Genomic DNA, 25,624 nt, shown 5'->3' on the forward strand with positions numbered 1-25,624 from the left:
CCTCGTCGCCCGCGCTCCGCGACCTCACGGCTCGACTACGCACGGGCTCTCAAATGACTTGACGGCTCGTAAAGATTTTTTGCAGTCGCTTACGCTCGGCAAAAAATCCGAGCCTACCGCGGAATACGCGCCTTCGCTTCGCTCTCCATGGCGCGCATCGAGAGTTTGCTTTCAGATCAGCACTACCAATCGGTTCCTTTATTTTCTCTTGCTTCGGGGGATATGGTGATACCGCTGCAAATCAACGATTCTCAACCTGTCAGCTTACTGTTTGATACTGGCACTGGCATTACACTCTTATCTCAAGATTATGTAAAAACGCTCCACTTACAACAAGATGAAAAAACAAGGATGGCAACTATAGAAAAAATGCTCTTGAACCCTTTAAATACAGGTTTTCAATCTAATGTTAAGCTCAATAATGTTCCTGCTCAACTAGAAAACTTTGCCATGTTAAGAAAATACCTTTATGTACAAGGGATTTTCGGCTTATCTGAGATGGTTAAGACCCATGCGGTTATTTTTGTAAAGGAGGGGCTTGTGTTTCTTCGGTCAGGTTAAGCAATGATGCTAAATCTATAAAATTGATGTACACTTAAAACTAAAACAAGGAGGACTTATGCTTTTGTGGGCATTGATATTCTTGATTATCGCGATTATAGCTGGTATTTTCGGCTTTACACGCATATCCGCTGCTGCCGCAGGGATCGCTAAGATTCTTTTCTTTATCTTCTTAGTTATTTTTATCATTTTCTTGATAATGAGCCTTTTTGGTTGAAGTAAAAGATAAGGTTAGTGTGATCGCTGATTAAGTATTCATGGAGGAACATGTGTGGAAAAAAAATCTACTAATTTAGCTACATCGTCAAATATACTTGAACGAGTTATATCTACCGTTTGGGTGATTCCTATTCTGATGGTATTTTTTGCGTTGATCTTAAGCTTCGCCGTTTTCTTTCTAAATAGTAGTCTGATGTCTTTGATACGGGGTACACTTTTTAAATACGAGACCGCTAGAACAATACTCGTTACATTATCTTCACTGTTGGTAGCCATATTAAGCATCGGTTTATCGATTATTATTATTTTGCTGAGCACAAGCAGCAATCTGATTGGCCCAAGATTGCTTAAGAATATTTTGAAGCATTCAAAAGTGCAATTTTGCTTTGGTTTTTTTATCGCATCGTTTGTTTTTTGTGTTACAAGCTTACTGTTGATTCGCTGGGACGAGGTTTATTTATTGAGTCTTATCGGTGCGATTATCGCAGTTGTTATAAGTGCTTTTGTACTGATTTATCTTGTAGAGTACGTTAGAAAGTCTATTCAAATTGACTCTTTAATTGAGTCTATTATTGACGATGCAATTAAGTCAATCAAAATGCATTTCATTAAAAGTACGGATGCAAGTCCAGGATTAACTGATCGTGATATCCAAGATCGGCTTATAAAACAGATGGATGGTAAAGAAGAAATTGTCGTGGTGGCTGATTTTAGGGGTTATATTCAAACAATTGACTATGATAAATTATTCGACATTGCAGTAGAACATGATCTTTTGATTGAAATGCTGTATAGGCCTGGTCAATTTATTTGGAATAATCTGAGTATTGCTAAAATGTGGGGGAATGTGAAAGAAGAGAAAGCATCTTTGGTAAAGTCAATTTTGAATTGTTTTTCTGTTGGTATTGATCGTACATCTGTTCAGGATGTCGGGTATTGTTTTGAGCAACTTGCTGAGATTGCTGTCAGATCACTTTCTCCAAGTTTGGCTAACCCATTCACTGCTATCAATGCACTAAACCGTATGTTTTATGGAATTACTTTCATGGCATGCTATAATTTTCCGCCCTCAATATACAGGGACGAAAAAACAGATAGAATATACTTAATAGTTAAACCTCAAACATTCGAAGAGGTTTTAACAACGTGTTTTGATCGTGTCGCACAAGATGCAGCAAAAGATTTTTTAATGGTAAGAAGGATTTTAGAAGGTATAAACCAAATGCTCGGCATTGAAAGATGTCAGAAATTGAGAGATCCTTTAATTACATTTGCCAGCGATCTTTATCAACAATTCTTATTTGAAATTAAATCAAATCTAATTAAGAAAAAACTAAGTATAGTTTACGAAATGCTTGAATAAAAAAATTCTTACCATAACAAAAATTATGGCGGGAGTTTGACTAATGACAACATTTATCGAGTTGTCATTGGTTAAGGCAGGGTTTAGTTAGGTTCGCTAATTTAGTTTGGCTTCATCACGATCACGTAACTCTCGACGCCTTATTTTGCCGTTAGTGGTTTCGTATTGTGTCCATACTTCTTCGGGTAAAAATTCAATGTAGGATGGGCAATTAAACTCAGCGGTTATCCCCTTATAATGATTTTGAATGTCGGTGACAAGCTCTGGACTTTCGTTATAACCCGATCTAAGTAATATAAAAGTCTTGAGAACAGTCTGACTTGAATCTATATCTGTGCAAATACCGATAGCCGCAATTTTTGCAACGGCTGGATGGAGCATGCCAACCTTTTCAACTTCATCGGGACTAATTCGGCGATCTTTATTTTTAATTAAATCATCTTTCCTGCCTTGATAAAGATTGCCGTGAGGGGAGTAGGTTGCCCAGTCGCCAGTTAAATGATACCTCCCATCGGGGGATCGAATACTCTTATTTTTCTCAGGTGCGTTGATATACCCGGCTGTGATGCCAAGACGAGCACCTGTTTCAAGGTTAATTGCAATTTGCCCAGATTGACCCAGAGGAACAGGGTTGAAATGCTCGTCTACAATATCGACTTTATAGGGATCAACAGGGCTCCCCATTGTGTTAGGTATGTGTGGTTGATCATCTACGCGGCCGATAATCAGTGGAGTTTCTGCTTGACCAAAGCCGACCGCCACTTCAATACCACGATCTGAAAATCGCTTGATAACGACTTCATCCAGCGCTTCCCCTACGGTGATGATCCGACGTAGCTTTGGAAAATCAGTATGCTCGAAAGCTGGGTTTGCAACAAGTGAGCGCAGTATAGTGGGTGCTGCACAGAAGATTGTAACGCCTTGATCACGAATAGTTGCTAATATTTTGTCGGTGGTAATTTTATAGTTGGATGGGGTGATTAAGATCTGGGATCCCATAGACCATGCACCCAGAGTGGTCCACAGTGTAAACCCCCAACCTGGATCATGTGCGTTGTAAAATTTGTCTTCTGAAGTTGCGCGAGCCCAACGTTTCCCTGTAGGCCAGTGGCAAAAGGGGTAATCAGCATTATGTAGCACTGCTTTGGGGTTACCCGTTGTTCCGGAAGTATAAAGGTAAGCGCAAGGATCTTCGGTCGTGGTATGTATAATTGAAGATTCAGTCGTCGGTGTATTTTTAAGTATTTCCTCCAAAGAAGTCCAACTGTCGTGACTTTTGCCAGTAGTTATAGTTGTTTTCAGGGTGGAGCATTCACTACGTATACTGTCGATGCGTTCTTCTAGTTTTTCAGAAGCAATAATGCCTTGTATACCTAGGTCATTAATACGATATCGCATGTCTTTCGAAGTAAGCAATGGCGAACAAGGGACGATTCCAATGCCAAGGCGCATTAATCCCGGAACAAGATACCACCATCCTGGATGCTGGTTGAGTATCAGGGCAACAGTGTCGCCTTTTTGAAATCCCTGGTTTAAAAAGAACTGACCCAGTTGATGACTGCGCGCTACCAAGTTTTTGTAAGTAATGTCGACAGGTGGAGCCTTTTGATCTAGGTCTACATAGCTTAGCGCTGTTTTATCAGTGATTTTTGCCCATGGATCGAGTACTTGTGTTACAAAATTACAAGGAAAATGTTCGTTGGGTTGGCGGCTAACTAACTTCCAATAAAGTGGGGCGATCTCTGGGCTTGTCTGATGAGTCTTAGACGAGAAGGGTCGGTGTAGCTGTAAATATTGCGAGATGCGAGTTAATATCCTTATAGTCATTGTATCTAGTCCTGAGCTTTATGAATGATTTAGAGCGTTAATATAACGAAAAAAAAGATGGCTGTATAGTCGGGGTGATTTGTTATGTATATAGCGAGGTTATCAGTTAGCTGTAATCTGTGTGTCAGAGCTAGATTTTTTTAAATACCTTTCTTGCACTTTATAAAAGCTCCAATGGAAAAGTAGTGCACCATCAGTTAATTTATATTTATATTTTTCATTGGGTTTAAATTGAAACAAAGTTTTAGTCTTTAATTTCTGGGTCTGTAAATAAGATTGTGTAAATGCGATAGTCAGGGAAAGGTCGTTAAAATTATACGGAGTCTTTGACTATGGCAATGAAAACCAATAAATTAGATCCACAGGTTGTGGAATATTTTCTCAAACATACCAAGACCGCATCTGATATTTTCGGTGATACTGGTTTGTTAAAGGAGTTAAAAAAGGCACTGACGGAGCGTATTCTGGAAGGGGAGCTGACGGACGCGCTGGGTTATGCAAAACACGAAGTGTCTGGCAACAATAGTGGTAATTCCCGCAATGGGCACAGCCAAAAAACGATCAAAACAACAGATGGCGAGATGACCATTGATTGGACTTTGGATAAATAAAATCCCTTGCCAGTTAGGACAATAATCAAAAAATGTGAGTTTCTAAATCTTAAGCTGTTTTTTGCAGCAATTCGTAGAATTTCTCAGGTGTAAAATTTATTTTATCCAACCATGATTTTACTATCCCAATCAAATCCTCTATTTTTTCAGGGTCTGAGTTTTGCGTCTTTTCTTCAGTCCTCTGAATCGTTTTAATTTTTGAGTTGCTATTTTTGAAAATAGCAGGATGTCGCGTGCGTTTCCGCTGCGTATCACCTTTGGTTCTGCCTTGCGGATTACCGCGTGGTTTGCAGAGATTAGCAGGCGTGCCAACGGTATCAAGCACCGTAGAAAAACCCCGTTGCGTTTGTGAAGGGGTCGCAGTTATTGATGGTTTTTCGTTATCCACTTGGAAGCTCGGCAAATACCGCTCCCATTTTTTCGGTAAAATCGGGGCAAGATTCCTCGCTAGATAAAGTTGCGTATACGCTAATGCTGTCATCCGCCACCAATCTTCTTCGTGCTTAACATCCGGTGTTTGGTATCGGTCAAATAACAGTTTGTCTTTACCAAAACGAAAGTAGTGTTCAATGTCATAGCGTCTATCGTAATAGTGATACGCTTCTAATACTGTGATTTCATTACGTCGTTCACCAGCGAGTCCTAACCAGAGTGGATTTTTATATAAAGATTTACCGTTAGCATCAACCGCAACCAATTGCACAACAGTAACAGGATGCTCATATCCTTTAAATTGCTTTGAACCACGCAGTAATTGGTCACGCCATATTTTAATCTCCAATTGGTAAGTTTTGCCACTGCGGGTTGTAATGGGTTGCTGCACAATCTCATCGGATTCACGGTGAGTCGTGCTGTCGTTTAGTTTCATCGCATCACCATAGCGTTTTATACTTCCTGAGGTATTATCTTCTATTGATGCGGGCGCGAAAACATTACGGGTACTGTTAAAACGGAAAAGATGTACCCAATTGGGATTTTCGCTAACCAGTTTACGGCAAGCTTCTGTACCATATTTTGAATCAGCCACGCTAACCACCAATTTATGAGTAAGCGCTAAGTCTGCAATACAACGGTTAATTTGCTGCATCCCAACTACATTGCCTTTTTCATCGCTTTTAACGCGCCTCGTATCCAGTGGAACTAACCAATGCTTTTCTTGAGCTGCACCATCATTGGGCAATAGTGATACCGTTGAATATTCATGTCCAATGGTAATCGGTTTGTTACCCGGTGCTGGATTAGGGCTGTAAACCACATGGCGATCTTCAACACAGTGTGCACTTTGACGCGACTGTGGTGTCGTATCCGCAATAATGATCACACGGTCATCGCTATGACTCACATGTTCATATTGTATTTTCATCATGCTATCCCAACAATTTGCTACCGACAAACCATCGCTAATCGCATCGGTAATACTACTGTATTCACGTTCAAAGTATGGCGATTCACATAATTCTATGGGTGTTTTGCAGCGATGGCCATGGCTTGAAAGGGCATCGAGTAAATTCATATTGGCATCGCGTCGCGCGGGGAAGATGTTGTAGAGGAATGTACGGAATTGTTTTAGTTTTTCTGTCGCTAACATCGTTTGTTCCTTATTTTATTTTTTCGAACAAACGTTGTTTACAACGTAAAATTTTTTTTCGGTTTCTATGTCAAGCAATTTTTAATTATTTTTATAAATTTATCCAAAGTCCAACATTGAGGTTCCTCGTGATCGTAACAATGAGTTTGTACCGCAATTGATTCCAAAACATCAAACCCGCTTTGATGATTTGGATGACAAAATTATGAGTCTTTATGCACGGGGTATGACTACCCGTGATATTCAAGATCAGTTGAAAGATTTGTATGGCACAACTATTTGTTCGAGTCTCATTTCTACAGTAACCAACGAAGTGATTGAAGAAGTGAAGGCTTGGCAAAGTCGTCCGTTGGACAAGGTGTATCCGATTGTGTATTTGGACGCTTTAGTGATTAAAGTGCAGCAAGATAAAAAGGTTATCAATAAGGCATTGTATTTGGCTTTAGGAATTAATATCGATGGGCAAAAAGAATTGCTAGGTATTTGGATTAGCCAAAATGAGGGCGCTAAATTCTGGTTGAATGTATTAACGGAGTTAAAAAATCGAGGCCTAGAAGATATCCTGATTTGTTGCGTTGACGGGCTAACGGGCTTTCCTGATGCGATTGGCGCTGTGTATCCTAACACTCAAGTACAGCTTTGCATTGTACACATGGTGCGGAATTCATTGCGCTATGTGGGTTGGAAAAAGAAAAAAGAAGTGGCCGCTGACTTAAAAGCTATTTATTCGGCCAGTACGGTTGAAGAAGCAGAATTGGCGCTGACGAGTTTCTCTGAGAAATGGGATGCTGAATTTCCCTCGATTGCCAAAAGTTGGTTGACTCATTGGGAGCGCATTGTGCCATTTTTTGCTTATCCGGCAGAAATTCGGAGGGTGATTTATACCACTAACGCTATTGAATCACTGAACATGAGTATCCGAAAAGTTATTAAAAATAAACGAGTTTTTCCGTCGGACGATGCCGCTTTAAAACAACTCTATTTAGGGTTAAAAAATATAGCCAAAAAATGGACCATGCCGATTCGAGACTGGGGTGCCGCCATGAATCGTTTTGCCCTTATGTTTGAAGATCGCCTGGCGGATTTTGTATAAAACTTAAAATTCATAAGAGAGGAAATTAATTTGAACGCAATGTAGTTTTTGATAAAATTAAAAAATCAGTTAACACAATGGCTGATTCATAATTCTGACTGACGCGATTTACACAAACTAATAAACAGTCCCTTCAATTCATCTGCCGACACGCTTGGAATAGTTTTACATAGTTTATCTAATTCTTTTTCTTGTGCCAAATGCTTTGCATCAAGAAAAGTTTGCATGGGTGTTTTTCCATAACAACGCTCGCCGGAATGGGGCCTGACCTCATTATATGTTTTGATCCACGCATCAACGTCTTGTTGTAATTCTTCTAGGGAACGATATATTTTTTTTCGAAAAGCAACATCATAAAATTCTTGTTTAATCGTTTTATGAAAACGTTCACAAATACCATTGGTCTGCGGAGAACGTGCGCGTGTTTTCGAATGGTCAATGTCTTCAACTGCTAAATAAAGTTGATAGGCGTGGTTCTCAATTTTTCCACAATATTCCGTCCCGCGATCCGTGAGCATACGCAGCAATCGGATACCTTGCTCATTAAACCATGGCAATACACGTTCATTTAATAAATGAGCTGCCGTCATCGCTGTTTTCTCCGTGTATAACTTCGCAAAAGCGATTCTGCTATAGGTATCGACAAAAGTCTGCTCATAAATACGGCCAACGCCCTTCATCGTGCCAACATAATACGTATCCTGAGAACCTAAATAACCTGGGTGTTCTGTTTCAATCTCGCCGTGCGCTTCTTTTTCTCGTTTTGATTTTTCTAATGCTTGTCATTGTTCTTCCGTTAATAACATACCGTCTTGCGCCGATTTCGCTTCAAGCGCTTTTAGTCGCTTCTTAAAAGTCTCTAGATCATTACGTAGCCACACCGAACGAACTCCGCTGCTCGATACGATAATGCCTCGCGCCAGTAATTCATTGGCCGCACGTGCCTGACCTAACGCTGGGTTTTCAATAGCCAAAGCAATTACCGCTTCTTCTACATGTAACGGCACTCTATTTTTTTCATTCGGTTTCTTCTTACTCATATCATGGAGTGCTTCTTCGCCACCATTTTCATAAAGTGTTTTGAAACGGTAAAAACTGTCGCGTGAATAACCCATAACCTTGCAGGCTTGTGAAACATTTCCCAATTGTTTAGACAGCTCTAGTAAACCTAATTTCGGTTTGATAATCTTTTCGGATACACTGGTCATAATGACACTCCTCGTGTTGGTTGTTTAAGGTTGGTCAATTAAATTTTACTCTAACTGACCAGGAGTGTCAGATCAAGTCTGAAGGTTTACATTTAAGTTGTCGCGTATTGCGAGTCGATTATTGACAGGGATGGCAATAATCTATCACGAGCATCGCGACACGCTTCGCTAGCCGAATTTGGAGTAGCTGTGTCTTGGGAATTGCTACTACTTACCGCTGGAGTTGAAGTGCTCTTTAATCAGCTAAGAGTAGATTCCTAGTAACATCTTTTAGTATATGCTTGTAATCTTTGGTTTGTATTAACATCCGCGCATGATGATAGGTATAATATCTAGTTTTTATTTTGATATAGGTACCGGGAGAGAGGTGCGAACGGTTGGTGTTGACGCCTTGCGCGAGTTGAACTCGCATTTTAGTGAGGTATCTATATAAAAATGGGCGCTGATACAGCGCCCAAACTTATTTAGAAGTAACTTTACTTAGCTTTTTTACGAGATGCTTTTTTCTTAGCTGGTTTTCGAGTTACCTTTTTGACGGCTTTCTTTTTACCACTAGCTTTTCGTTTAGTGGGTTTTGCTTTTTTAGCATTTTTAACTTTCTTCGTTGCTTTTTTGTGTTGCTTTAACGCTTTTTCAGCATCTTTCAATGCCTTTTTCGCAGCAGCGATGTTGTTTTTTAGTGTTTTCAATTTTGGATCGGCAACTCGTGCCATAGTGATACCTCCTCAGTTTTTTAGAAAAAAGATTATACAAGTTTTAGTAAGATTAGGAAAGCAAATGGATTTGCCACTAAATTTGTTTTAGAAGAGTACCATCTCTCTTGGAATAATGGGTAATGTTTTTTCTTGTATCGGGCGATTGAATGTACGTGAGGTAATCGCATTTTGTGTCACCGGGTTTTGAGTTTGCAGATTTTGAGCTTGCAAGTGCAGAATCGTTAAGCATCGAATATCCTGAGTATCGTCCACTGATTCATCGATTGAGTCGCTTGGCTCCTGTAGTATCAATTAAAGAAGCAAGAAAATACGAAGATGGTACAAAAAAGTAATTAAAGGCTAATCAAGCGCTAATTTCGTTTATTGCTGAGTGCTTGGAACTTAACAAACGTGATATCAAAATTGTGCGAGGGACTACCAGTCGATTTAAAACACTATCTATTAGATGTAGAACTCTCGACTTGATCTGACAGTTGAGATTTATCGGACATATTTTCTGTCCGATAGATCGGATTCTAATTACTCCTCTACCAGTTGCGTGTCGTGATTACTGTGCGCCTTATTCAATTCATCTGCCGACACGCTTGGAATAGTTTTACATAGTTTATCTAATTCTTTTTCTTGTGGCAAATGCTTTGCATCAAGAAAAGTTTGCATGGGTGTTTTTCCATAACAACGCTCGCCGGAATGGGGCCTGACCTCATTATATGTTTTGATCCACGCATCAACGTCTTGTTGTAATTCTTCTAGGGAACGATATATTTTTTTTCGAAAAGCAACATCATAAAATTCTTGTTTAATCGTTTTATGAAAACGTTCACAAATACCATTGGTCTGCGGAGAACGTGCGCGTGTTTTCGAATGGTCAATGTCTTCAACTGCTAAATAAAGTTGATAGGCGTGGTTCTCAATTTTTCCACAATATTCCGTCCCGCGATCCGTGAGCATACGCAGCAATCGGATACCTTGCTCATTAAACCATGGCAATACACGTTCATTTAATAAATGAGCTGCCGTCATCGCTGTTTTCTCCGTGTATAACTTCGCAAAAGCGATTCTGCTATAGGTATCGACAAAAGTCTGCTCATAAATACGGCCAACGCCCTTCATCGTGCCAACATAATACGTATCCTGAGAACCTAAATAACCTGGGTGTTCTGTTTCAATCTCGCCGTGCGCTTCTTTTTCTCGTTTTGATTTTTCTAATGCTTGTCATTGTTCTTCCGTTAATAACATACCGTCTTGCGCCGATTTCGCTTCAAGCGCTTTTAGTCGCTTCTTAAAAGTCTCTAGATCATTACGTAGCCACACCGAACGAACTCCGCTGCTCGATACGATAATGCCTCGCGCCAGTAATTCATTGGCCGCACGTGCCTGACCTAACGCTGGGTTTTCAATAGCCAAAGCAATTACCCCTTCTTCTACATGTAGCGGCACTCTATTTTTTTCATTCGGTTTCTTCTTACTCATATCATGGAGTGCTTCTTCGCCACCATTTTCATAAAGTGTTTTGAAACGGTAAAAACTGTCGCGTGAATAACCCATAACCTTGCAGGCTTGTGAAACATTTCCCAATTGTTTAGACAGCTCTAGTAAACCTAATTTGGGTTTGATAATCTTTTCGGATACACTGGTCATAATGACACTCCTCGTGTTGGTTGTTTAAGGTTGGTCAATTAAATTTTACTCTAACTGACCAGGAGTGTCAGATCAAGTCTGAAGGTTTACAACTAAAAGACCACACAGTTCATTAAATTATATGCCGCCTATTGAATTTGCGAAACAGGCTGCTTAACATGAATATCTCATCGGTGTCCTGGTACTAGTTTAGGGGGAAGGTCATTTTGATTCTGCTTTTCAATCTTCTCATGAATTGTTAATAACTGTGCTCTGATTATCGCCGCTGTAATGTTGTTCATTCTAACATTGAGACAAGGTATTTTTTTTTGTAAATGAGCAATATCTTTGGGGCGGTTAATGTGTGATTTCCACAAGCGCTCATAGGCTCCGGCATATAAAATCGCTTTTGCACAAAGATCCTCATCATCAGTAACGAAAATACCGCCTTCACCCGCGTTAATCATTTTATATGATTGCATGCTGTAACAGGAAATGATGCCTTTTCTCCCAACAGGCGTCCCTTTCCAGCGCAAGCCCATTGTGTGAGCACAATCCTCTACAACTTTGATATTATGCTGTTGGCATAAATTCACAATCGCATCAACATTACCCACATATCCTCGCATATAAGATAGGATTAATACTTTTGACTTGCTGGTTATTTTTTTCTTCAAGTCCTCGATATCTAGATAGTAATCTTCAGTAACGTCGACTAACCTAACCTGTGCTCCTGTTTGCACGGCTATACTTGGCACAGCGACAAAAGTAAAAGCCGGAATCAAAACTTCATCTTCAGATGTGAAGTGTGTCGCGATGCTCGTGATAGATTATTGGCATCCCTGTCAATAATCGACTCGCAATACGCGACAACCTAAATAGCCGCAGACGTCCCCGTCGACAGCGCTCCGCGACCTCGCGGCCGACTGCGCACTGTCTCCAGATGACTCGACGCCGCCTACAGATTTTTGCCACTCGCTACGCTGCCTACGGAACTCCGTTCCTTCGGCACTCCGCTCTGTCAAAAATCGGCGGCTGCCGCGGAATACTCGCCATCGGCTTCGCCTCTCCATGGCTCGCATCGGACGCCAAGTACATACTGATCTTCCCTCACTTTACCGGACACATTTTTTTTCGATTTTACGCAGCACATTCAAGCGCAACAGGGGTCTTGTAGTCAATAGCTGAATGCATTCTTCTGTGATTGTAATAGCCTTCAATATACTGAAAAAGACTTTGCCTTGCTTCAGCGCGTGTTGTGTAATCATTCACATGCACAAGTTCCGTTTTTAGGGTATGGAAAAAACTTTCTGCAATGGCATTATCCCAACAATTAGCCTTTCTGCTCATTGAACCAATCAGCTTGTTTTGCTTGATGATTTCCCTATATTTTTTCGAACAATATTGACTGCCCCGATCAGAGTGTATAATCACTTGCTTTGGATATTTTCGTTTGAATAACGCCATCAATAACGCATCACACACTAAATCTTGTTTCATGCTTTTATTCATTGACGAGCCAATAACCGAACGTGAATGCACATCGATAACCACCGCTAAATACAACCAACCTTCACGGGTTGGAATGTACGTCAGATCACTCACCCATTTTTGATTGATCGCCGTTCTCGTGAAATCTCTCTTTAAAATATTCTCAAAAATAGCCTTGTTGTGACCCGAGTCTGTGGTTATTTTAAATCTACGCTTGGCAAGTGCTTTTAAGCCCATGGAGCGCATACGCCGCTCAATACGCGTGTGACTGCAGGAAATCGATTCCGCTTGCAATGCACGAGTTATACGTGGTGAACCGTAACGTTGTTTGTTTCTCATATAAATTACCTTAATTTTTTCATCTAATTGTTGGTTTGCTTGCTCACGTGGGCTCATAGGTCGCGATAGCCAGTCATAATAACCACTACGACTGACACCCAGTACATCACATAGCAAGTTAATTCCAAATAGTTGGGCGTGCTTTTGAATAAAGCTGTACTTTACTCGAGTTCTTTCGCGAAGTACGTGGCCGCCTTTTTTAGAATGGCTTTCTCCTGTTCCAGTCGTGCCAGTCGCTTCTTAAGCTGTTGATTTTATTCAATGAGTTCCCCTATGTTGACCGGTTGCTTTGCGCTGGGATGAATCACTTCACCACTCTTCCTGGCTTTATCCACCCAGGTGTGGAGGGTCGCTTCGGGCATGCCTAAGTCTTTTGCAGCGCTTAACACGGAAGGAGAACTGAGTGCTAGATGGATTGCTTCTTCTTTAAATTCCGGTGTGTATTTTCGAGTCTTCTTTGTCATGAGATCACCTCTTTGTTACTTCATAGATTTTAACAAATTAGTGTCCGGTAATTTAGGGGGTGGTGCCTCATTTTTGTTGATGGCATCTAAATAACCCTCCCAAACTCGTGCCTATTGATAAATAATCCGATGACAATGTCGTGCAATTTATCCAGTTTAGAAAAGCAAATCGTCTTTCTCGCTAATCGCTTTATTCGTGTGCGCAACGTGAGATGCTTTCGTTCAATCGCTTGGGTATTTTGCTTTCCCACCAAATGTTTTGATTGAGGCAGGTGTCTTTCATAAGCACCCCAATCATCTGTATAGTAAAAGTTGATATCAAATGAGCTCAGTTTTTCTTTCAGTGCTTTAAATGCTGAATCTTTTCTTGGACCAAAATGATAAGCTAACACCTCATGTGTATGGTGATCAATCGCATGCCAAAGCCAACGTTGATTCTGTTTATTTCGAACAAAACTCCACATTTCATCCAGCTCCGCTTCTTCAACTTGTACAACATTAACAGTAACAGACGCACCAAGTGATTCTTTTTCCTTTAAAAGTCGTGTATTGACGCTCTCCAAACCTTCACCCTTTTTTTTAATTCACCAATAACAGTGTTAATGCTAATACGTAAAACGCGTGCAGTATCTCTGACGCCACTACCATTCATTGCCATATCAACTATTTTATCTTTAACACCAGGGGCACGAGCATTATGTGTGTAATCTAGAAGAAATGTATTTTTCTCACAAGCATTATTTTTACATTGAAACCTTTGCTTTCCTGTACTGCTGACGCCAAATTTTACAACCTCATGTAAACAGCAGCAGGGGCAAGCAACATTGATTCTTGCCATTCATGCAATCCTTATCCTAATGATTTTCTGAAATAGCAAAATATATCACATCAACAAAAATGAGGCACTACCCACCACCTTTCCAAGCAAGTTATAAAAATGAAGTGTGTCGCGATGCTCGTGATAGATTATTGGCATCCCTGTCAATAATCGACTCGCAATACGCGACAACCTAAATAGCCGCGGACGTCCCCGTCGACAGCGCTCCGCGACCTCGCGGCCGACTGCGCACTGTCTCCAGATGACTCGACGCCGCCTACAGATTTTTGCCACTCGCTACGCTGCCTACGGAACTCCGTTCCTTCGGCACTCCGCTCTGTCAAAAATCGGCGGCTGCCGCGGAATACTCGCCATCGGCTTCGCCTCTCCATGGCTCGCATCGGATCGATAATCACGGTCAAAATGAAAAATATTCTGCCGATAGTTTCCTCTTAACATCACGTGATAAAAAGCATTTGAATAATGAATTCTAGGTTTTCTTGGCATAACAATCTCCATCGTTAATCAAGAGAAAGTTCCTATTGTTAACAAAGAAGATAAAATTACAATACAGGAAGGCAAGTTAGTATGTACCGTATCTGCACTAGAAAAAATTATTTTCACATAAAAATCATGATATTATAAAAATTAGTGCAAATGTGACACCTACTAAAATAGTAGTGAAGATTGCTGATTGAAAGGAATCGAATCAAGCCCGCAAAATCGGACACCAAGTCCTAATAAACGCACTTTTTTAGAGCTATTTTTGATTACTTCTCGCAACAACTCTAAAAAAATCGCTCCGTCTAATTGTGTCACTACACACTCCTTTGTAGTCCGACTAAAATCAGCAAATTTAACTTTAATAAATTGTTTATGAATAACTCTATCTTCGTATTTTTTTAGACGTCGATAAAGATTGGACTGCAGCGCAGGAAGTTTATTGCTGCACTCAGACAAACCCCTTAAATCTTCTATAAAGGTTTCTTCCACACTAACAGATTTTCGAATACGCATTGTTTCTATCGGCCGTTCATCAATGCCACGACAATAATTATAAAGACGCTCACCAAACTTTCCAAATCGTTGATGCAACTCAATCAACGATAAAGTTTGTAATTGAGCACAAGTATTCACATTAATATTATTCAGTTTTCTCACGCTAACTTTCCCTACGCCAGGTATTTTTTTCACTGGCAAAGATTTAATAAATGCATCAACCTGATTAGGCAAAATTGAAAATTGCCCATCTGGTTTTCGCCAATCACTTGCCACTTTTGCAAGAAATTTATTTGTTGCAATGCCAGCAGACGCAGTAAGATTAAGTTCTTGCAAAATATCGCCCCTTATTTTTTGTGCTAAAAGGATAGCACTACCTTGACATGCTTTTGAATCACTCACATCAAGATAAGCCTCATCCAATGACAAAAACTCGACAATATCTGTATATCGATAAAATATCTCACGAACTTCAGCCGACACTTCTCGATATTTTTTCATATCAACTGGAAGCAAAATTAATTTCGGGCACAATTGTAAAGCTCTCGATGAAGCCATTGCTGAATGTAACCCAAAAGCTCTCGCCTCATAATTGCATGTAGTCAAGACACCTCTTTTATCTGGCAGCCCTCCTACTGCGACAGGTTTGCCCTTTAAAAAAGGATTATCACGAATCTCCACTGCTGCATAAAAACAATCCATATCAATATGAATGATTTTTTTCATGGATTTATCCACCCAATAAGATGCTTTTAAAAATACAGGCGATACTTCAAGTTTTTAAGTCTGAAATGAATTTACCTGCTGATGATCTACCAATGCTACTGAGTCAGGGTTTATCTTGTGATTCAAAAACAACTCACCGACTCGCATAAAACGCTCAGGAGAGTCTGTCACAAAAAATTGTGTCTCACGAGTAACACTTGGTACCAGTGCTTTTAACTGTAATTTCATTAAAAGCTGCTCAACAACTGCTGCCGTTGATTGTGCAGAATCAATAATATTAACCTTGTTATTAAGCATTTCACGCAATAAATCAGCAAACACAGGGAAATGTGTGCAACCTAATACAACACAATCATATTTACCATCATGATGTTTAATCGACAAAAGGTATTCATTGATCGCTGCCTTAGCGACGGAGTTATTGACCCATCCTTCTTCAGCTAAAGCAACGAGTACTGCGCACCCTTTCGTCATAACAGTTGCATTTGGATCTAAATTTTTAATGACACGCTGATATCCACCTGTATTAATAGTCGTTTCAGTCGCTAATACAAGAATGCGATGATTACGTGTCGCCGCCACTGCAGCTTGGGCACCTGGCTCAAGGACACCGATAATAGGAATATTAGGATAATGTTGTTTTAATTCAGGCAATGCAACTGAAGATACTGTATTACAGGCAACCACTAACAATTTTATATTTTTCTCAATAAGTAGCTTTGTATTTTGCACAGCATAACGAATAACTGTTTCACGACTTTTGGTGCCATACGGAAGTCGCGCCGTATCACCCAAGTAAATAAAACTCTCATGAGGTAATAATTTTTTTAGCTGTCGCAAGACAGTAAGACCACCCATTCCTGAGTCAAAAACGCCAATCGGTTGCTGTTGTACTGGAGTCGTCATAAGTAAAAGTGTAGCACGAAGTATGAAGGTTAACCTAAGTCAAAAATGTTCTCCGTTAATTTTATCTCTCCCTTCAAAGTAATGTATACTAGCGTAAGAAGGTGCGTACCGCATTTGCACTAAATTTTCATTTAACTGTTTGATTTTAAATAAAATAAAAAAGTTAATGCAAATGTGACACCAGCTAGGGAGGGGTTATGGAGATTACGCTAAGCGCTATCAAAGCGGATGTTGGTAGTATCGGGGGGGGGGGGGGGCACACGCGTCCCAGTGATGAAATGCTCGACGCCGTCCGCGATTTACTCAAAAAAAACATAAAGTCAGGATTACTAATCGACGGCATTGTCACTTATACCGGTGACGATATCGCTATCATATTTTCACATCAGCATGGTATAAATAACGAGAAAGTTCATGTCGGATTTGCCTGGGAGGCTTTTCTGGCCGCAACAAAGATTGCTAAACAACAGGGAAATTACGGTGCGGGTCAAGATTTACTAGTCGATGCACCCGCAGGTAATGTGACCGGTGCCGGGCCAGGTGTCGCTGAAATCGAATTCACACTCAATCCAAAAGAAGGTTACCGCCCTGCTGAATCTTTCATGATTTTCGCCGGTGACAAATGCGCGCCCGGTGCATTCAATCTGCCCCTATATTTAGTCTTTTGCGATCCAATGCACGATGGCGGATTGCTATTAAACCCCAAAATGCACCTCGGCTTCACATTCACCATTATCGATATGGATCACAAGAGCAAAAACGAAGATCGCTTGATTCAATTAGAGGTTCCAGAACGCATTTGGGACGTTGCGGCTTTATTGCAGAATCCCGATCGCTTTGCCATTAAGGCGATCCACTCACGCTTTAAGCCTGAAGAGCAAGTGGTTGCAGTATCCGCAACACGATTGCACAATATCGCAGGAAAATATACAGGTAAAGACGATCCTATTGCGTTGGTCCGTAACCAAGGCATTTTCCCTGCACCAGAAGAAATTATCGAACCTTACGCCACCATCAACCAAATTATCAGTGGCGACGCCCGCGGTTCACACAATATGCCCCAACTACCGGTGCCAATAAATACAGCAGTCACCGGCCCCTACTGTCATCCCATTATTTCTGCTATTGGATTTTCAATGAATGACGAAGGGCATTTTGCCAAACGTTACGTCGACTTCTTTGCAGGTTCTGCGTGGGATTATACGCGCTATGTCTCACAACGACGTGCAGCCGAAATTCGCCGTCAAGGATTTATGGGAATAGCCATGGCACAGCAAACTGAAATTGCTTATACCGGTCTCGTTGATACTTGGAAGCAGTTAGATCAAGAATTTGAAATGCATAAGTGTTGAATTTAATGCTGCCATCCACTCAGTAGGAATGGATGGCAGGCTTTTGCCTCATTAATGAGGCTGACCCATAATGTAAAATGTTATTTTCTTCTTATCGAATCCAAATCGACATGTAACATACTTATTTTTTGACATACCTTTTATAGCTTTTGAGAACATTAAAGAGTTCATATGTCCGTTGTAACTTGCATTATAAGTTACTTTAAAGCTATAAAGGCAAAGTGGAATTGGTGTTCCATCAGGTTTTTTCATATAGAAATAAATTCCACTCGAAGTCGTTCCCATTTTTTTCGGGAAGTGTAACCAAAATGTTTTTGTTTTTGCGTTCCAATTACTCATCATGAGTGGTTTGGTCACGCTAAAGAAGATTGGGCGATGCAAATTCGTTTTGATCTGACCCATAACATTCACTGTTTTACCTTTATAACAAGAAGTATGATAGGCGAGTGCTTGGGAGCTTACTCCTAGGGCGAGCGCTAGTCCAACCACTCCAATTAATGCTTTATGTTTCATAGACTCATCCTCCACGCCTATAACTCATTGGTTGTATAAATATAGACCAAAGTTCAGAGATTTCAAAAGCAATTGCAAACATTTGATAGTTAAAACCCACTAGCTTCAAATCAATACTCGAGTGCAACTTTATCTTTTCCACACAACCGACCTAACTGCGCCAACAAATCACCATTGGGCTTAACACGCCAGGAATTGCCTAATACTAACTCCGCACCCGCTTTTTCACCTTGATAAGATATTGTTACCGGACACCGACCACCCACGTGTTCTTTAATAATAACTGGTAACTCCGATAATAACGTATCGACTTCAGCCTCATTTTCAACATGAATCAATAATCGCTTTGCCATTTGTTCGCGCACTTTTTCCAACGAAATAATCGTATCCGCAACCATCCTCACACCACCGGTATAATCATCGGCAGCTACAGTACCCTTCACAATAAAAATAGAATCGCTATTTAACTCTGGCATCACGTGTTGATACAAATCACTAAACAACGTGACCTCAATACGACCACTGCGATCTTCCAAGGTAAGGACCGCCATACGCTTATTTTGCCGTGTCATAATGCTTCGAGTTGAAATAATCATGCCGGCAATAGTAACAGTATTTTTACCGGTTACTTTCAATTGATGTATTGGCAAGGAAACTAAGTGCGCCAATTCTTTTTCACAAGATTCTAATGGATGACCCGTAATGTACAAACCCAACGTTTCTTTTTCACCGCGCAGGCGATCGGAATCACTCCACTGCGGTGCTTGAACATAACTTTCCTCAGAGGTGCTTTCATTCGAACTGATCATGCCGCCAAATAAATCGTCTTGGCCTAACTCAGCATCACGATTTTTTTGCTCTGCTGATTTTAGTGCTTTATCGATAGAGGCAGCCAATTGCGCCCGCGACACACCAAATCCATCCATAGCACCGGAACGAATCAGTGGCTCCAAAACACGCCGATTAACCTTTCGCGTATCCAATCGATGACAGACATCAAATAAACCCCTAAATAAACCTTTTTTATCACGATTTTCAACTAAATGAATAATAGCAGCCTCACCCGCCCCCTTCACGGCACCCAAACCATAAACAATTTTACCGGCATCATTAACCGTAAAACGATAGTAGCTTTTATTAATATCGGGAGGTAAAACTTCCAAGTTCATTTCACGACATTCACTAATAAAGCCAACAACTTTATCGGTATTATCCATATCAGAAGACAAAACTGCCGCCATAAATTCCGCAGGATAATGCGTTTTTAACCATGCAGTTTGATAAGCAATCAATGCATACGCGGATGAGTGTGATTTATTGAAACCATAACCCGCAAACTTCTCCATCAAATCGAAAATATGCTCGGCAACTTTTGTGTCTATTCCACGATTGGCAGCCCCTTCAATAAAAACCACACGTTGCTTAGCCATTTCTTCAGGTTTTTTCTTGCCCATAGCACTTCGTAAAATATCGGCACCGCCCAACGAATAACCCGCTAAAACTTGTGCAATTTGCATCACTTGTTCTTGATAAAGAATAACGCCATATGTAGAGCGTAAAATTGGCTCTAAATCCGGATGCGGATAATCGACACTGGCACGACCGTGTTTACGATTGATAAAATCTTCAACCATGCCGGATTGCAGTGGACCCGGTCGAAATAATGCAACCAAAGCTTTAATATCATCAAACGAATCGGGCTGTAGTTGACGAATTAATTCTTTCATGCCGCGCGACTCTAATTGAAAAACAGCCGTCGTCGCACAATTTTTTAATAATTGAAAAGTTGGTGCGTCATCGAGTGGAATAGTCGTAATGTCCAACAATTCTAGTTGTTCCAAGGCACATTTTTGATTAATACTTTTGACGGCCCAATCAATAATGGTTAATGTGCGCAGGCCCAAAAAGTCGAATTTTACTAATCCAACCGCTTCGACATCGTTTTTATCAAACTGAGTGACAACGTGCTCGCCTCCAGGCTCACAATAAAGCGGCACGAAATCGGTTAACTGCGTCGGCGCTATGACCACACCCCCAGCATGTTTGCCAGCATTGCGAGTCACACCTTCTAATTTTAAAGCTAAATCAATCAGTGTTTGCACGTTGTCGTCTTCTTTATAACGACGTGCCAATTCCTCAGATTGTTGTAAGGCTTTTTCTAACGTCATCCCCAGTTCAAAGGGAATTAACTTCGCTACCTTGTCAACAAAACCATACGGCATTCCAAGCACACGGCCCACATCCCGCACGACAGCTTTCGCTGCCATCGTGCCATACGTAATAATTTGCGCGACAGCTTTATGACCGTAACGATCAGCTACGTAATCGATAACACGATCGCGCCCCTCCATACAAAAATCGATATCGAAGTCAGGCATCGAAACACGTTCAGGATTAAGAAAGCGCTCAAAAAGCAAATCGTGTTCAATGGGATCCAATTCTGTGATGCCCAATGAGTAAGCGACTAATGAACCCGCACCAGAACCACGGCCCGGCCCGACAGGAATATTTTCATGCTTAGCCCAACTGATGAAATCGGCAACGATCAAGAAATAGCCCGAAAACCCCATTTTAATAATAACATCAAGCTCAGACTCCAAACGCTCCTGATAGGCTTGCAAAGGTTGTTTGCGTTGCGGTAATTTTTCCAAGCGTTTTTGTAAGCCTGCTCGCGCTTGTTGTTTAAAATAGTCCTCAACCGTTATGTCATCGGGGACTGGAAATTTCGGCAAGAAAACTTCACCCAACGTTAATGACACATTACAACGCTTAGCAATTTCAACGGTGTTAGCCAGCGCTTCCGGTATATCGGCAAATAATTCTGCCATTTCTTCCGGCGTTTTTAGGTATTGTTGCTCGCTGTATTCACGCGGTCGATTTGCATCATCCAAAACACGGCCTTGATAAATACAAACACGCGCTTCATGCGCTTCAAAGTCATCTTGCTGCAAAAAACGTACATCATTTGTGGCAACAACCGGCACATGAAATCGACTCGCCAAATAAACGGCAACGTGAATATAATCTTCTTCTTGATCCCGTTGTGTGCGCTGTAATTCCAAATAATAGTGCTGCGGAAAGTGCTCTAGCCATCGTTGCAAACGTTGTTCTGCTTTTTTATTGCGTCCACGCAATATCGCTTGGCCCACATCACCACGACGCCCACCAGACAATATAATTAAGCCTTCTTTTGCTGCGACAAGCCAACTCCATTGAATATGCGGTTTATCATTTTCTTGGCCTTCAAGATAAGCGCGCGAGAGCAAACGAATCAGGTTTTGATAGCCCATTTGATTTTTACACAGTGCTGTCACTGTAAATGTTTTGCCTTTTTCAAGTAAAACTAAATCAGCACCAATGATGGGTTTGATGCCAGCACTAACAGTCTTGCTGTAAAATTTCACCAAGGCAAATAAATTCATTTGATCTGTCAGCGCAACGGCAGGCATGTTTTGTGCTGCAACACTACTGATTAATGAATTGATGCGTAAAACACCATCCACGATAGAATATTCGCTATGCGTTTTTAAGTGTATAAATGAAGGATTCATTGATGATAAATACGTATTAATGATTGTTGAAAACGATGACGCTCCATCGCCAGCTCAATTAATTTATCTAACAAATCAATATAAGACAAACCGCTGACTTCCCACATGGTTGGATACATGCTGATATTAGTGAACCCCGGAATCGTATTGAGTTCATTAACGTAAATATCCTTATCGTCAACCACAAAAAAATCGACTCGCGCCATACCCGAACAGTGCATAACTTTAAACGCATTGACTGCTGTTTGTCGAATACGTGCGATGAGATCGTTTGGTAATTTTGCGGGTGCTTCGGTCGATGCGCCTTTTGGGTCTATATATTTCGCATCGTAAGAATAATAATTGTGGTGCGAAATGATTTCACCCGGCAACGAAGCTTCAGGATTATCATTGCCTAAAACCGAGCACTCGATTTCGCGGCCATCAATGTGTGGCTCCACGATAACCCGTTCATCATAACGAAGCGCTTCTTTCACCGCGGATTCAAACGCGATTTGATCACTGACGGGAGCCGTACCCACCGAAGATCCTAAGCTAGTCGGCTTAACAAACAGCGCTTTTCCAAATTGATCGGCCAGTTTTTGATAAAGTCCAGATAACGAATCCGTGTGACGAACTGTCACCCAATCTACAGTGGGAACACCAGCGCTGCGTAATAATTGTTTGGTGATATCTTTTTCCATGCACATTGCTGAACTCTGTGCATCAGCGCCAACATAAGGCAACCCCAGTAACTCCATCAAACCTTGCGGCACACCATCTTCACCAAAAGTACCGTGCAAAACTGGAAAAACACACTCAGCGGGGTATCGTTCTTTTGAATTATTTAAAGATTGCCAGGGCCGATCACTGTTACCCAACACGACGGTAACGGGATCCAATTGCCCCGATTGCAACAAAATTTTTGGATCGTTTTCTAGGAATATTTTAGGACTTTCTATTAAATACCATTGCCCCTGATGAGTGATGTAAATTACGGTTATATCGTATTTATCACGATTGAGTGCAGCAACGACATTTTTGGCAGATAGCACGGAGATTTCGTGCTCGGTTGATTGTCCTCCACACAGGACAGAGAGTTGCAGCTTTTTTTCCATAAACTTGATGATAGGTAATGTTTTGCAAACTTGCAAAACATAAGAGCTCAGCACAACCTTTTTAATTCTCAGTAGATGTGGAAACATCCTTACAGGACATTTCTCTATAGGCCACCCAGTTCGTTATGAGAGCTCTTATTTTTAGGTATTATCAATACAGAATTGAATTACCAGCGTCTGCGACCACCACCGCCGCCACGACGATCACGATCACCACCACCAGAACGTTGTTGTTCTCTCGCGAGGCTAACTTTCAAAGGTCTGTCTTGGAATTCTTGTCCATCCATCTTAAGCGCTGATTGCGCTTGATCCGATGTAGCAAATTCAACAAAGCCAAAGCCTTTTGAACGCCCTGTGCTTCGATCTTTAATTAAATTAACATTGACAATTTCACCACATTGCGAAAATAAGCCTTGCAGCTCATCTTCATTTACACTGTAGGCTAAGTTACCCACATAGATCTTATTCATTTCTTGGTTCCCCAAAAATCGTTATTAACAAAATGCTATATAGACTTCAAAGATTTTCAGGAACCAAGAGCACCTTTAAAAATCCAACTCGCCTGATTGAATTTTTAAAGGTGCTCTGAATAGGTTTCCTAATCAGAGAGGTAGATAAGCAGTGATATTGTGGCATGGTATTCTACATAAATCCAGCCCCGTAGGGACGAATTTTTGTGATAGATCAATCCTCTTCGGAAGAGCGACTTGGAGGTTTGATCCCACAATGACTCAAACCGCGTTTTTCAAGATATTGCTGATGATAGTCCTCCGCCCGATAGAACACACTGGCAGGAACGATCTCTGTGACTATTGTTTGATCATATTGGCCCGACTCTTCGAGCGCTTTTCTTGAAGCTTCTGCCGCAACCTCTTGTTCTTTTGTATGGTAAAAAATGACCGACCGATACTGCGACCCAATATCAGGCCCCTGGCGATTCATCGTCGTTGGATTATGCGTTTTCCAAAAAGCATCCAAAAGCGCCTCATAGGAGATTTAATCTTCCCCTAAATGGTAGTGCCTCATTTTTGTTGATGTGATATATTTTGCTATTTCAGAAAATCATTAGGATAAGGATTGCATGAATGGCAAGAATCAATGTTGCTTGCCCCTGCTGCTGTTTACATGAGGTTGTAAAATTTGGCGTCAGAGATACTGCACGCGTTTTACGTATTAGCATTAACACTGTTATTGGTGAATTAAAAAAAAGGGTGAAGGTTTGGAGAGCGTCAATACACGACTTTTAAAGGAAAAAGAATCACTTGGTGCGTCTGTTACTGTTAATGTTGTACAAGTTGAAGAAGCGGAGCTGGATGAAATGTGGAGTTTTGTTCGAAATAAACAGAATCAACGTTGGCTTTGGCATGCGATTGATCACCATACACATGAGGTGTTAGCTTATCATTTTGGTCCAAGAAAAGATTCAGCATTTAAAGCACTGAAAGAAAAACTGAGCTCATTTGATATCAACTTTTACTATACAGATGATTGGGGTGCTTATGAAAGACACCTGCCTCAATCAAAACATTTGGTGGGAAAGCAAAATACCCAAGCGATTGAACGAAAGCATCTCACGTTGCGCACACGAATAAAGCGATTAGCGAGAAAGACGATTTGCTTTTCTAAACTGGATAAATTGCACGACATTGTCATCGGATTATTTATCAATAGGCACGAGTTTGGGAGGGTTATTTAGATGCCATCAACAAAAATGAGGCACCACCAAAAAGTTATAGTATGCCGGAAATTATATCTGTTATTGCTAATGCAATGCAGCTAAGTGATAAGACGATAACATCAAAATGCAGAAATGAAAAAAATGTTATCGCGAGGAATATGGTAGTTTACTATGGACATTACTATGCGCGATATCATCTTAATTATATTGCGGTATTTTTAAACCGAAGTCCCGCTGGTGTAAGTAAATCGCTTCATCGTTTGTTATCTTCAAATCAGAGAAAAGGTCAAGTTCAGTACTGGATCAATCGGGTAAGGGAAGCATTCCTCATAAACAGGAAGCGCACAAAGTTGAAATAGAGAAGAGAGAAAGTATGTACCGTATTTACACTATCTTTGCAAATAATTTTATTAAAAATCAATAAATTGAATAAGTTAGTGCAAATGTGACACCGCAGTTGTATATTTAATGAGGTTCAACATTATTGTTAGAAGGAGACTAAGCAATGAAACCGGTAATTATTGGATTAAGTGCGCTGGCTTTGTTTGGCCTATATAGTAACTCTATGGCACAGCACAGCACAGACACTACCATCGCTCATCAGATGTTATCGCTATCAGCAGTCAAACCGACTGTTAAGCTAATTGATGATGAGTCTACGACGAACTCTGATCAAGATCAGTCAGGTGGTAGTAGTAGTGATCAAGATTCGAACTCTGACCAAGACCAATCAAATGATAGTAACAATGACAGTCAAAACTCAAATTCCGACCAAGATCAGAGTGATGATCAAAGCAGCCAACAAGGTAACGATGACTCGAATTAAAAAATACTTGATAGGCAGTGTCGAATAAAATAACTAACTCACCCCCTTTTCTTGAAAAAGAA

General features: G+C 40.8%; 25 protein-coding genes and 4 pseudogenes. 13 read left to right on the forward strand and 16 right to left on the reverse strand.

Annotation, left to right across the window (positions count from 1 at the left end; genetic code table 11):
* The first annotated feature begins 58 nt into the window (after nt 1-58).
* From ACJMKR_RS08040 to ACJMKR_RS08055, 4 genes are read left to right on the forward strand one after another with little or no spacing between them, the layout of a single operon-like run.
* The gene (locus tag ACJMKR_RS08040) at nt 59-229 is read left to right on the forward strand and encodes a hypothetical protein (RefSeq protein ID WP_423062620.1); all 171 of its coding nucleotides are present in this window, start codon (nt 59-61) and stop codon (nt 227-229) included.
* Nucleotides 223-561, forward strand: a complete 339-nt coding sequence (locus ACJMKR_RS08045) for an aspartyl protease family protein (protein ID WP_423062621.1) — start codon at nt 223-225, stop codon at nt 559-561. The genes ACJMKR_RS08040 and ACJMKR_RS08045 overlap by 7 nt, the downstream gene beginning before the upstream one ends.
* Nucleotides 562-619: 58 nt before the next feature.
* Nucleotides 620-778: a DUF1328 family protein gene (locus ACJMKR_RS08050; RefSeq protein ID WP_423062622.1), complete on the forward strand. Its 159-nt coding sequence runs from the start codon at nt 620-622 to the stop codon at nt 776-778.
* Between the two features lie 54 nt (nt 779-832).
* A complete protein-coding gene (locus tag ACJMKR_RS08055) occupies nt 833-2,143 on the forward strand; it encodes a DUF2254 domain-containing protein (RefSeq protein ID WP_423062623.1) in 1,311 nt (436 codons plus the stop codon).
* Nucleotides 2,144-2,239: 96 nt separating this feature from the next.
* Here the strand turns inward: ACJMKR_RS08055 and ACJMKR_RS08060 are convergent, their stop codons facing one another.
* Complete coding sequence (locus ACJMKR_RS08060; protein ID WP_423062624.1) at nt 2,240-3,970, reverse strand: AMP-binding protein; 1,731 nt, start codon at nt 3,968-3,970, stop codon at nt 2,240-2,242.
* Nucleotides 3,971-4,302: 332 nt separating this feature from the next.
* On the opposite strand from ACJMKR_RS08060, the gene ACJMKR_RS08065 reads away from it, so the two are divergent.
* A complete protein-coding gene (locus ACJMKR_RS08065; RefSeq protein WP_423062625.1) occupies nt 4,303-4,581 on the forward strand; it encodes a transposase in 279 nt (92 codons plus the stop codon).
* 49 nt (nt 4,582-4,630) lie between these two features.
* On the opposite strand, the gene ACJMKR_RS08070 is transcribed toward ACJMKR_RS08065, so the two are convergent.
* Nucleotides 4,631-6,169, reverse strand: a complete 1,539-nt coding sequence (locus ACJMKR_RS08070) for a transposase (RefSeq protein ID WP_423062626.1) — start codon at nt 6,167-6,169, stop codon at nt 4,631-4,633.
* A gap of 115 nt (nt 6,170-6,284) precedes the next feature.
* On the opposite strand from ACJMKR_RS08070, the pseudogene ACJMKR_RS08075 reads away from it, so the two are divergent.
* A pseudogene (locus ACJMKR_RS08075) lies at nt 6,285-7,262 on the forward strand (IS256 family transposase); the annotation flags it as partial.
* Between the two features lie 86 nt (nt 7,263-7,348).
* On the opposite strand, the pseudogene ACJMKR_RS08080 reads toward ACJMKR_RS08075, so the two are convergent.
* Together ACJMKR_RS08080 and ACJMKR_RS08085 are read right to left on the reverse strand one after the other, a co-directional pair.
* Nucleotides 7,349-8,470, reverse strand: a pseudogene (locus tag ACJMKR_RS08080) (IS481 family transposase).
* A 476-nt stretch (nt 8,471-8,946) separates the two neighbouring features.
* Nucleotides 8,947-9,183: a hypothetical protein gene (locus ACJMKR_RS08085; protein ID WP_423062627.1), complete on the reverse strand. Its 237-nt coding sequence runs from the start codon at nt 9,181-9,183 to the stop codon at nt 8,947-8,949.
* A 173-nt stretch (nt 9,184-9,356) separates the two neighbouring features.
* On the opposite strand from ACJMKR_RS08085, the gene ACJMKR_RS08090 reads away from it, so the two are divergent.
* Nucleotides 9,357-9,518, forward strand: coding sequence for a hypothetical protein (locus ACJMKR_RS08090; protein WP_423062628.1), 162 nt, complete (start codon nt 9,357-9,359; stop codon nt 9,516-9,518).
* Nucleotides 9,519-9,560: 42 nt separating this feature from the next.
* On the forward strand, nt 9,561-9,656 hold the full coding sequence (locus ACJMKR_RS08095) for a hypothetical protein (protein WP_423062629.1): 96 nt from the start codon (nt 9,561-9,563) through the stop codon (nt 9,654-9,656).
* 49 nt (nt 9,657-9,705) lie between these two features.
* Here ACJMKR_RS08095 and ACJMKR_RS08100 read toward each other — a convergent pair.
* Nucleotides 9,706-10,824, reverse strand: a pseudogene (locus ACJMKR_RS08100) (IS481 family transposase).
* Between the two features lie 167 nt (nt 10,825-10,991).
* The gene (locus ACJMKR_RS08105) at nt 10,992-11,561 is read right to left on the reverse strand and encodes an aminotransferase class V-fold PLP-dependent enzyme (protein WP_423064217.1); all 570 of its coding nucleotides are present in this window, start codon (nt 11,559-11,561) and stop codon (nt 10,992-10,994) included.
* Between ACJMKR_RS08105 and ACJMKR_RS08110 the strand changes: the two genes are divergently transcribed.
* Nucleotides 11,541-11,681, forward strand: a complete 141-nt coding sequence (locus ACJMKR_RS08110) for a hypothetical protein (RefSeq protein ID WP_423064280.1) — start codon at nt 11,541-11,543, stop codon at nt 11,679-11,681. The two genes, ACJMKR_RS08105 and ACJMKR_RS08110, sit on opposite strands and share 21 nt — an antisense overlap.
* 262 nt (nt 11,682-11,943) lie before the next feature.
* Here the strand turns inward: ACJMKR_RS08110 and ACJMKR_RS08115 are convergent, their stop codons facing one another.
* The 5 genes and pseudogenes from ACJMKR_RS08115 to murI form a co-directional block, all read right to left on the reverse strand.
* The gene (locus ACJMKR_RS08115; protein WP_423064184.1) at nt 11,944-12,783 is read right to left on the reverse strand and encodes an IS3 family transposase; all 840 of its coding nucleotides are present in this window, start codon (nt 12,781-12,783) and stop codon (nt 11,944-11,946) included.
* A gap of 104 nt (nt 12,784-12,887) precedes the next feature.
* Nucleotides 12,888-13,097 carry a transposase gene (locus ACJMKR_RS08120; RefSeq protein WP_423062405.1) on the reverse strand — a complete coding sequence of 70 codons (210 nt, stop codon included), beginning with the start codon at nt 13,095-13,097 and terminating at the stop codon, nt 12,888-12,890.
* A gap of 86 nt (nt 13,098-13,183) precedes the next feature.
* A pseudogene (locus tag ACJMKR_RS08125) lies at nt 13,184-13,935 on the reverse strand (IS1 family transposase).
* Nucleotides 13,936-14,583: 648 nt separating this feature from the next.
* Nucleotides 14,584-15,639 (reverse strand): DNA polymerase IV, encoded by a 1,056-nt coding sequence (gene dinB / locus ACJMKR_RS08130; RefSeq protein ID WP_423062630.1) that lies wholly within the window; start codon nt 15,637-15,639, stop codon nt 14,584-14,586.
* Between the two features lie 54 nt (nt 15,640-15,693).
* Nucleotides 15,694-16,545 (reverse strand): glutamate racemase, encoded by an 852-nt coding sequence (gene murI, locus ACJMKR_RS08135; protein WP_423062631.1) that lies wholly within the window; start codon nt 16,543-16,545, stop codon nt 15,694-15,696.
* 197 nt (nt 16,546-16,742) lie between these two features.
* On the opposite strand from murI, the gene ACJMKR_RS08140 reads away from it, so the two are divergent.
* Nucleotides 16,743-17,897 carry a fructose 1,6-bisphosphatase gene (locus tag ACJMKR_RS08140; RefSeq protein ID WP_423062632.1) on the forward strand — a complete coding sequence of 385 codons (1,155 nt, stop codon included), beginning with the start codon at nt 16,743-16,745 and terminating at the stop codon, nt 17,895-17,897.
* A gap of 51 nt (nt 17,898-17,948) precedes the next feature.
* Here the strand turns inward: ACJMKR_RS08140 and ACJMKR_RS08145 are convergent, their stop codons facing one another.
* The 5 genes from ACJMKR_RS08145 to ACJMKR_RS08165 form a co-directional block, all read right to left on the reverse strand.
* On the reverse strand, nt 17,949-18,410 hold the full coding sequence (locus ACJMKR_RS08145) for a hypothetical protein (protein ID WP_423062633.1): 462 nt from the start codon (nt 18,408-18,410) through the stop codon (nt 17,949-17,951).
* Nucleotides 18,411-18,520: 110 nt separating this feature from the next.
* Nucleotides 18,521-21,961, reverse strand: a complete 3,441-nt coding sequence (dnaE, locus tag ACJMKR_RS08150; RefSeq protein WP_423062634.1) for a DNA polymerase III subunit alpha — start codon at nt 21,959-21,961, stop codon at nt 18,521-18,523.
* Entirely contained in the window at nt 21,958-23,058 is a 1,101-nt protein-coding gene (locus ACJMKR_RS08155) for a D-alanine--D-alanine ligase family protein (RefSeq protein ID WP_423062635.1), read from the reverse strand. The genes dnaE and ACJMKR_RS08155 overlap by 4 nt, the downstream gene beginning before the upstream one ends.
* A 167-nt stretch (nt 23,059-23,225) precedes the next feature.
* A complete protein-coding gene (locus tag ACJMKR_RS08160; RefSeq protein ID WP_423062636.1) occupies nt 23,226-23,528 on the reverse strand; it encodes an RNA recognition motif domain-containing protein in 303 nt (100 codons plus the stop codon).
* Between the two features lie 214 nt (nt 23,529-23,742).
* Complete coding sequence (locus ACJMKR_RS08165; RefSeq protein ID WP_423062637.1) at nt 23,743-24,036, reverse strand: peptide-methionine (S)-S-oxide reductase MsrA; 294 nt, start codon at nt 24,034-24,036, stop codon at nt 23,743-23,745.
* Between the two features lie 107 nt (nt 24,037-24,143).
* Between ACJMKR_RS08165 and ACJMKR_RS08170 the strand changes: the two genes are divergently transcribed.
* The 3 genes from ACJMKR_RS08170 to ACJMKR_RS08180 all read left to right on the forward strand — a co-directional run bounded on the left by ACJMKR_RS08170 (nt 24,144) and on the right by ACJMKR_RS08180 (nt 25,562).
* Nucleotides 24,144-24,305 (forward strand): IS1-like element transposase, encoded by a 162-nt coding sequence (locus ACJMKR_RS08170; RefSeq protein WP_423062638.1) that lies wholly within the window; start codon nt 24,144-24,146, stop codon nt 24,303-24,305.
* Nucleotides 24,278-24,754: an IS1 family transposase gene (locus tag ACJMKR_RS08175; RefSeq protein WP_423062399.1), complete on the forward strand. Its 477-nt coding sequence runs from the start codon at nt 24,278-24,280 to the stop codon at nt 24,752-24,754. The genes ACJMKR_RS08170 and ACJMKR_RS08175 overlap by 28 nt, the downstream gene beginning before the upstream one ends.
* 487 nt (nt 24,755-25,241) lie before the next feature.
* Complete coding sequence (locus ACJMKR_RS08180; protein ID WP_423062639.1) at nt 25,242-25,562, forward strand: hypothetical protein; 321 nt, start codon at nt 25,242-25,244, stop codon at nt 25,560-25,562.
* Nucleotides 25,563-25,624: the final 62 nt, after the last annotated feature.

It is taken from the genome of Candidiatus Paracoxiella cheracis (genome assembly GCF_049348705.1).
GTDB classification, from domain to species: Bacteria; Pseudomonadota; Gammaproteobacteria; order Coxiellales; family Coxiellaceae; genus Paracoxiella; species Paracoxiella cheracis.